This window comes from Acidovorax sp., from assembly GCF_046314175.1.
In the GTDB taxonomy this organism is placed as follows: Bacteria; Pseudomonadota; Gammaproteobacteria; order Burkholderiales; family Burkholderiaceae_C; genus Acidovorax.
Genome location: NZ_JBKBXG010000012.1, coordinates 63,451 through 71,049 on the forward strand (window position 1 = coordinate 63,451; position 7,599 = coordinate 71,049).

6 protein-coding genes are annotated in these 7,599 nt (G+C 64.3%); 3 read left to right on the top strand and 3 right to left on the bottom strand.

Features of this window, described 5'->3' with window-relative positions; all coding sequences use genetic code 11:
• Positions 1-145: 145 nt before the first annotated feature.
• Together ACK4OE_RS05230 and ACK4OE_RS05235 are read right to left on the bottom strand one after the other, a co-directional pair.
• Positions 146-1,141, bottom strand: coding sequence for a FecR domain-containing protein (locus ACK4OE_RS05230; protein WP_409883510.1), 996 nt, complete (start codon positions 1,139-1,141; stop codon positions 146-148).
• The gene (locus ACK4OE_RS05235) at positions 1,138-1,647 is read right to left on the bottom strand and encodes a sigma-70 family RNA polymerase sigma factor (RefSeq protein ID WP_409883512.1); all 510 of its coding nucleotides are present in this window, start codon (positions 1,645-1,647) and stop codon (positions 1,138-1,140) included. The genes ACK4OE_RS05230 and ACK4OE_RS05235 overlap by 4 nt, the downstream gene beginning before the upstream one ends.
• A 219-nt stretch (positions 1,648-1,866) precedes the next feature.
• Between ACK4OE_RS05235 and ACK4OE_RS05240 the strand changes: the two genes are divergently transcribed.
• The 3 genes from ACK4OE_RS05240 (at position 1,867) to ACK4OE_RS05250 (ending at position 4,714) form a co-directional block, all read left to right on the top strand.
• Positions 1,867-2,667, top strand: a complete 801-nt coding sequence (locus ACK4OE_RS05240) for a lectin (RefSeq protein WP_409883513.1) — start codon at positions 1,867-1,869, stop codon at positions 2,665-2,667.
• Between the two features lie 11 nt (positions 2,668-2,678).
• The gene (locus ACK4OE_RS05245) at positions 2,679-3,218 is read left to right on the top strand and encodes an EF-hand domain-containing protein (protein ID WP_409883514.1); all 540 of its coding nucleotides are present in this window, start codon (positions 2,679-2,681) and stop codon (positions 3,216-3,218) included.
• A 164-nt stretch (positions 3,219-3,382) separates the two neighbouring features.
• On the top strand, positions 3,383-4,714 hold the full coding sequence (locus tag ACK4OE_RS05250; protein WP_409883515.1) for a TAXI family TRAP transporter solute-binding subunit: 1,332 nt from the start codon (positions 3,383-3,385) through the stop codon (positions 4,712-4,714).
• Between the two features lie 124 nt (positions 4,715-4,838).
• Here ACK4OE_RS05250 and ACK4OE_RS05255 read toward each other — a convergent pair whose 3' ends face one another.
• Positions 4,839-7,460 carry a DUF1631 family protein gene (locus tag ACK4OE_RS05255; RefSeq protein ID WP_409883516.1) on the bottom strand — a complete coding sequence of 874 codons (2,622 nt, stop codon included), beginning with the start codon at positions 7,458-7,460 and terminating at the stop codon, positions 4,839-4,841.
• Between the last annotated feature and the right edge of the window lie 139 nt (positions 7,461-7,599).

Consider the following 7,599-nt stretch of genomic DNA (forward strand, 5'->3'; position numbering starts at 1 on the left):
CGAGCCCACGCGCACCCAAGAGGCGGAAAAGCCCTCTTCCGCATCTGATCGAAACACTCCTAAATCAATAGCTTCTAGCGCTTACTGGATAAGCGCTAGATGCCAAAAACACCCAAAACTCTCTACCCGCGTGACTCTCAGCCTCTCAGGCCGGTACCAGCGTGACCCAGTAGCGCGTGCGGGACACCACCTGCACCGGCAGGGTGCCAGCCAGCATGGCCAGCACATGGTCGGTGTCGCGCAACTGAAAGGCGCCCGAGATGCGCAGCCCCGCCACGGCGGGATCGCAGCGCACGATGCCGGGGCGGTAGCGCGACAGCTCGGCTGTGAAGGCATCCAGGCGCAAGTTGTCGGCATACAGCACCCCGTGCACCCAGGCCAGGGCCAACTCTCCCAACGGCGCCGGGGCCGATAGGGCGTTGGCCGTGAAATGACATTGGGTGCCCGCCTGCAGCACGCGCGCCGGCCCCTGGCGCGGGGCAATCTCCACCGCCCCTTCGGCCACAGCCACGCGGGTTTCGCCGCCATCGGCCAGGCGCACGGCAAAGCGGGTGCCCAGCGCACGCAGCAATCCCTGGGGAGTCTCCACCAGCAAGCTGGGGGCGCCGCGATGGCCGCGAGCCGGTGCATCAGCGGCGGTGGTGACCCAGATCTCGCCCGCGCGCAGGCGCACCATCCCCTGCTCTGCGTTCAGGGTTACATCAACGGCGGTCGCAGTGTTGAGCAGCACCTCTGAGCCGTCTGCCAGTTGCACGCTGCGCTGTTCGCCGGTAGCAGTGCGGTGCTCGGCCACCCAGGGCTGCCATGGCAGATGGCGCCATCCCAGGTAGGCGGCGCCAGGCACCACGCCCACACAGGCCAGCACCTGCAACGCGGCACGGCGGTTGGCGCCGCGGTGGGCCCGGTTGAGCACGGGCAGGCCCAGGCCTGCGGGCACGGCGCCAAAGGTTTGGGACAGCCGCTCGGCGCGCTGCCAGGCCTGTTCGTGCGCGGCATCCTGCGCGCGCCAGCGGGCCAGGGCCTGCCAGTCCTGCGGACCTGCATGGCCGGAGTTCAGGCGCACCAGCCATTGCGCGGCCTCGCGCAGCACGGCGCGGCCGGGAGCATCTGCCGCCGCGGGGACACGCGCCGCGCGGCTCATGCCATGGCCACCAGGCAGCATTCGAAACCCTGTGCCATGTAGCGCTTGACGGTGCGCTCGCTCACCCCCAGCTCCCGGGCGATGTCGGCATAGGCGAGGCCTTCCAGCTGCGAAAGCAGGAAAGCGTGGCGCGCCTTCGGAGCCAAACCGTCGAGCAGTGCATCTATCTCGTGCAGGGCCTGCAGCACCAGCGCGCGCTCTTCGGGTGACGGCGCCAGGGGCTCTGGCATCAGGGCCAGCGCATCAAGATACGCCTGCTCCAGCGCCCGGCGGCGCCACAGGTCGGCCACCAGCCCCTTGGCGATGGTGGTGAGGTAGGCGCGCGGCTCGCGCAGCCCCTGCAGCGCCTGCGGTCGCAGCAGCACACGCAAAAAGGTGTCCTGTGCCAGGTCTGCCGCCTCATCCCGACACCCCAGCCGCCGGTGGAGCCACGCGCGCAGCCAACCGTGGTGGTGGCTATAGAGCGTGTGCGGGTCGTGAACGTGGCTGGCGTCAGCGGCGGTCATGCAGAGGATGGAAAAAGAGCACACATTGTAATTGATAATAATTCTCAGTACCAAAACACCACAAACAGGTACCAGATTGCAACCAGACCACGGCACGAGCACCTGGAACGGTCTGGGGGCGGCACAATCTCCTGTGCCGCACGGCGCCATGCACAGCCCATCCACGGCACATCTGCATCGCAGCGGCGCCCGACTACCTTGGTATCAAAAGGAGAATCCATGAGAGAACCGGTCCATCGGAACCATGCATGGCTGCTGTGCCTGCCCCTGCTCATGAGCGTCCAGACAGTGCAAGCCCAGGACCAGTTTGTGGATCTGCAGTCCACTGGTGGCTACACGTCTTACCGCCTGCCGGACGACACCACCCAGGTGGACTTGAGCGCACAGACCCAAGGCGCTTGCCGCTTCAACCGCACCTGGGGCTACGACCTGACAAACCGGGAGCTATGGACCAACGGGGGGTGTGGCGGCCGTTTCAAGATCACCCGCAGCTACACATCAGGCAACAGCAGCAGCGGCTCCAATGCAGGAGCAGCGGTAGCGGCGGTGGCTGCCATCGCGGGCATCGCGCTGCTGGCCAATCACAACCGGCATGACAACGACCGGCGCCCTGAGTACCCGGACTATCCCAACGACGGCGGTGGTCGGGGTGGAGAGATCCGGGTGGATGGCCGCCTGTGCCTAGACGTGACCAAAGGCAATATTCGGCCCGGAACCGCTTTGCAGGTGTATGACTGCAATGGCACCGCATCCCAGCGTTTCAGCGTGGGCCGTGGCGGCGAGATCCGCGTGCGCGACCTGTGTATGGACGTGGACCGGGGCGACCCGCGCGATGGCGCAAGGGTGGTGCTGTGGTCTTGCTCCGGGTCACGCAGCCAGAGCTGGACTACGCGCGGCGGGCAGATCGTGAGCCAGCTGAACGGCAAATGCCTGGATGTGGAGGACGGCCGCGTCCGCCAAGGGGCGCCCACCATGGTGTGGTCATGCAACCGCAGCCCCAGCCAGCGCTGGTGGTGGTAAGGAGTCCCATGATGAACAAGATCGCAACTTCACACGCCCTGTGCGCCGCGCGCCTGTTTTGCAGCGCTGCGGTTGCAGGCGCCTTGACCTTGTCGCTCCCCGTGGCGGCCCAGGGGGCAAATGCCCCGCTGTCTTCGCCCACCTCGCCCACATCAACCCCTGGCGCCGCAAAAACCAACGCACCAGAGCCCACCCGCAAACCGCTGGCCGAACGGCTTCAGGCCATCTGCTCGTCTGCCGATCTGAACCACGACGGCAACGTGTCGCTGGATGAGTTTCACCAGGACATCGTGCAAAGCTGGCACAGCCTTTCGCCCGACGCGACCGGATACGTGCAGTTGGCAGATCTGGCCCAGGTGCCCCGCATGGGCAAAGGTCGAATGAGCCGGCTTGCCGCCATTGACAAGGACGGCGATGGAAAGCTGTCGTTAAAGGAAGTAGTGGAGACCCGCATGGCCTATTTCGATGCAGCGGATGCCGACCAGAACGACCAGTTGTCCATACAGGAATGTGTAGCCTACGAGCGGCAGCAGCGCAGCACAAAGCCGTAGCCCTCCGCAGCTTCAAGCCATTCGGGCTTCTTGATCTTGTTTTGCGTGCCGGGCGGCGGCCACAGTCGCTCTGGCACAGCGTCATATGTCCTATGCACACGCCCACCCCGGCACCTTTGTCCAGGGTCGCGTGTGTGACCCTCTTCCTCTTCTGACACCCGCCCATGCCCCAGGCTTTTCGCAATACCTTGCTGTCACTGCGCGATCTGATCGTGTCCGCCGGTCCACTCGCTTTTTTGGGGGTGGGCCTGCTGGTGCTGGCGTACTGGTGGCTCAACCCCAACCCGCCGAAATCAGTCACGCTGGCCACAGGGCCTGCGCAAAGCGCGTATGAAGAGTTTGGCAAGCGCTACCAGAAGGCGCTGGCGGTTGATGGCATAGACGTGGTGCTGCTGCCCAGCGAGGGCTCGTCCCACAACCTTCAACTGCTGCGCGAAGGCAAGGCCGATGTGGCGTTTGTGCAGGGTGGCACGTCCGAGCTGCGGCCCGACGATGCCGATGAGCTGGTGTCTCTGGGCAGCCTGTTCGTTGAACCGGTATGGCTTTTTTACCGGTCCGACGCGATTAAAAAGCGCGCCTCCAATGAACAAAAAGGCCAGCTCGATGGACTGCCCCAGCTCAAGGGCCTGCGCGCCAACGTGGGAACGGCTGGCAGTGGCGTCCCCACGTTGATGGACCGGTTGCTGGAGGCCAACCGCATCGAGTCAGGCGATGTCACTCTGTCGCGCCTGGAGCAGACACCTGCAACGGTAAATTTTCTGGCGGGCAAACTGGATGCACTGGTCTTTGCCTCGGCACCCGAATCGCTGATGGTGCAGATGCTGCTGCAAACACCGGGGGTCCAGCTGATGGACTTTGCCCAGCACGAAGCCTATGCGCGCCGATTTCCGTTCTTGACGCCCGTCACCCTGACACGCGGGGTGGTGGATCTGGCTGCCAACGTTCCCAAGCAGGACGTGCGGCTGGTGGCATCCACCACCTCGCTGTTGGCGCGGGAGGGCACACACCCTGCCCTGCTGACCTTGTTTGCACAAAACGCACAGAAGCTGCACAACGGCGCAGGCTGGTTCAACCGGGCCAGGGAGTTCCCCAGCACCCGCCATAGCGAACTGCCCATTGCCAAAGAAGGCGAACGCGCCATCAATGAAACCGTGCCCCTGATGCAGCGCTACCTGCCTTTCTGGATAGCCAATCTGATCGAGCGCATGTGGCTGGTGCTGGGGATCCTGCTGGCCATCATGCTGCCGCTGTCGCGCATCGTGCCGCCTCTGTACCAGTTTCGTGTGCGCTCCCGAGTGTTCCGTTGGTATGGCCGGTTGCGTGAGATTGAAAACGACATGGAGTCAGGCAAAGCCGAAACGGCCAACCTTCTGAAGGCTCTGGACGCACTGGAAGCACAGGCAGAGAAAGTCAGCGTGCCTTTGTCTTATGCGGACGAGTTGTACGCCCTGCGCAACCACATCCACCTGGTGCGCAAGAAGCTGCTGCGGGCGTAAGCGTAAGAATTGGGCCGACCCAAAAGACGTTGTCAGGTCTGGGGATTCCAGTACCGCTTGAGGGCCGAGGGCTTGCGATGCCAGGATGACCTGCGCCGGGCAAGACACAAGGGCTCGATCCGGGTCAGCGGTTCTTGGAGGTCTTGGAACCGGAAGACGGAACAAGGGGCGCCGACCTGGACAGCGGTGCCGCGCGAGACAGGGGCGCCATCTGGGAGCTGGATGGCTTGGAGCCCGAAGATCTGGAATCTGGCGCCTTGCGGCCGTCCGGGCCCGTTGTGACGGCATCTACAGCGCGGGCAACGACAGGCTTGGCAGCAGGAACGACCCGCAACGCGCCTTCCGACGCAAGTTTGTCACGCATGCGCCGCGTCATGGACTGGGTGCTGGCGTCTGGCGCAGTGAACAAGAACAACGTGCCATGCGGGCTGGCCCACGTCAGCTGGGTGCGCACCACGCGGCCATTGGTAACCAGTTCAACCCAGGCGCCAATCACAAAGTCGGCGTAGGGGTCTGGTGGCGCCTGCGCAGGTGCCGGCACACTGTCTTGGGACACCACAGCGACCTCGGCTTGCTCGCTCGCATCGACGGCCGCTGGCTGTGGAGGGGCTTCTGCCACCGCCTCCGGTTCAGCGCGCGCACTGGCGGTGGGTGCGGGAGCCTGGGCCGGTTTTTCAAAGGCGGCCTGGTGCAGGCCCACCAGCCGCTGCAGCAGCGCGCTGGTCTGCGCAGGTGGGTGATTAATGGTTTTTAGACCCTTGCGCAACTTGGCCAGCAGGCTGGGGATGGAGTCATTGAGACGGTCCGGCTCCAGCCTCGTCAGGTCCGGTTGCGAACTCCACAGCAACACGGGCACGAGTGCCAGAAAGCCGCCAGGGTCATCGTCTTTCGACTCAGGCGCTTTCATCACCTGGGCCAGTGCCACCACGTCCGCCCACGGCCCGGCCGCAAAATCGAGGATATCGGCAGGGACCTTGCCCACATCGGGCAGCTTGCGAATGTCGGCGGCAACTTTTTCAGCCAGCATTTCGCGCTGCTCCGCCTGCAACAGCGCTTTTTGCTGTACCTCCTGGTGGGCCTTGATCTTTTGTTCCTGCGTGTCCCAGGCCGACTGAAGGGCCTTGAGCACCGTGTCAAAAGGTCCTGCGTCTTTGATCTCGTTGGCTGCCAGATGCTCCACCGCACCGGTGACGAGGCGCATGAAACTGCTGAAACCCGGCGCAGTCTCTGCGGTGAAAGCCAGACTGCGCTGGGTCAGTTCGTCGAGCAGTCGCCGAGCAGGGTGCGCACCATCGGTGAAGAAGCGGCCATCATGCTGGACCAGCTTTTTAAGCGCAGGCTCCAGGCTCTGCACCGCTTTCTGCACAGGCGGCAGCAAGCGGCCGTCCTGGGCAATGTTGAACATCATGCGGCCCACCACTTCCATCGCCATGGCGGTGGATTGGGTGGCAGCCTCCATGGGCATGGTGGCATACACCACCGGGGCAACACCAGGGCCGCGCCAGCCCGACAGTGGCACTGGCAATGAACCGGGTTGGCTGGCGGTGCCGCCGCTGGCAAGCCGCCCTACCAGCCGTTCGAGCTGCGCCATGTCTTCAATGGCCTCTGCCGCGGCGCCGCCGGGAAAATAGCCGCCGCCCAGCCCTGGCTGGACGCTGGCAGCGCCGACCCGAGGGTCCACCCAACCAAGTTGCCCCGCCCCGGGGTGCATGGGCACCTGCTGCACGGGCATGCCATGGGCGGGCATGGCGCCATAGGCACGCGGGTCGAACGGATCGCCGCCTGCCAACATCTGGCGCAGTATTCCCACGGTCAACAACGCTTCTTCCGCCGCTGGAGCCATGACGCCTTGTTGGGAGTCTCCGTTCCAGCCCGTACCCGGACCGGAGCCCATTGCGCTGCGCCCGTAACCGGTATTACCGTAGTCGCCCATGGGTGCGTTCATGGAGGGGCCGTACCCTGAATATCCGCCCCCATAGCCAGTCCCCGGGCCGCCGGGGCCACCATACCCCCCGCCATACCCAGTACCACCTGCGCCACCGTAACCAGTGCCGGGACCACAGCGTCCGCCACCGCTGGCCCCGGACGGCGTACCGAGCACCGCGTAACCCACAGGCTGCACACCATGTTCGCGCAGGCTTGCAGCAGTTTTTTTATATTCTTCTACCAGCAGCTTGCCCAGCAGATCGCGCATGTGCTGCATCCAGGTCTGGCGCACTTCGGGCGAAACGCCCGTTTCGCCCACCACTTGCTGCAGCGCACGGATATAGCTTTCCGGGCGCAGCGGGTTGCGCTCGGGCTGCACGCTGCGCAGGCCCTGCGCAGCACTCACCAGTGTGTTGAGTTCGGCCAGCACCGCGTCGGTGGCGTGCAACGCCGACTGCTGGGCCTTGGATAGCTCCACCTGGGCCTGCATCTCGCTCTCGTCCATGAGAGAAAGCTCGCCAAAGTCCATCCCGGTGTCATCAGCAGTCGTCCGCCCCTTGGCGGTAGCGGGCCCTTCAGCAAATATCTCCAGCAGCGCCATGGGGTAGCCCTTGACCAGAGCGGCCTCATGCTGATTCAGAAAACGCAAGCTGTCGCTGATAAGGTTGCGTTGCTGAATATTGCGATTGCTGGACTCCTCCTCGGTCAGAGCCCCTTGCGTGACCTTGACCAGCTGCCCCATCAACGCCTCGCCGCCACGCACAGCGTTGACAACACAGGCGCGGAAAACGGCTTTCGGACTGGACGCTGTCTGAGACATGGTGGGATGGGAAGGAAAAAAATTCCAGCTGCAATGCTACTTGACCTGACGCCTTATTTGAGCGCCTTGAAACGCATCCGCTTGGGTTTTGCGCCCTCTTCACCCAGGCGCTTCTTCTTGTCGGCTTCGTATTCCTGGT

Coding starts and splice junctions, on each gene's coding strand:
- ACK4OE_RS05250 (WP_409883515.1), top strand. CDS start 3,383: ATGCCCCAGGCTTTTCGCAATACCTTGCTGTCACTGCGCGATCTGATC.
- ACK4OE_RS05240 (WP_409883513.1), top strand. CDS start 1,867: ATGAGAGAACCGGTCCATCGGAACCATGCATGGCTGCTGTGCCTGCCC.
- ACK4OE_RS05235 (WP_409883512.1), bottom strand. CDS start 1,647: ATGACCGCCGCTGACGCCAGCCACGTTCACGACCCGCACACGCTCTAT.
- ACK4OE_RS05230 (WP_409883510.1), bottom strand. CDS start 1,141: ATGAGCCGCGCGGCGCGTGTCCCCGCGGCGGCAGATGCTCCCGGCCGC.
- ACK4OE_RS05245 (WP_409883514.1), top strand. CDS start 2,679: ATGAACAAGATCGCAACTTCACACGCCCTGTGCGCCGCGCGCCTGTTT.
- ACK4OE_RS05255 (WP_409883516.1), bottom strand. CDS start 7,460: ATGTCTCAGACAGCGTCCAGTCCGAAAGCCGTTTTCCGCGCCTGTGTT.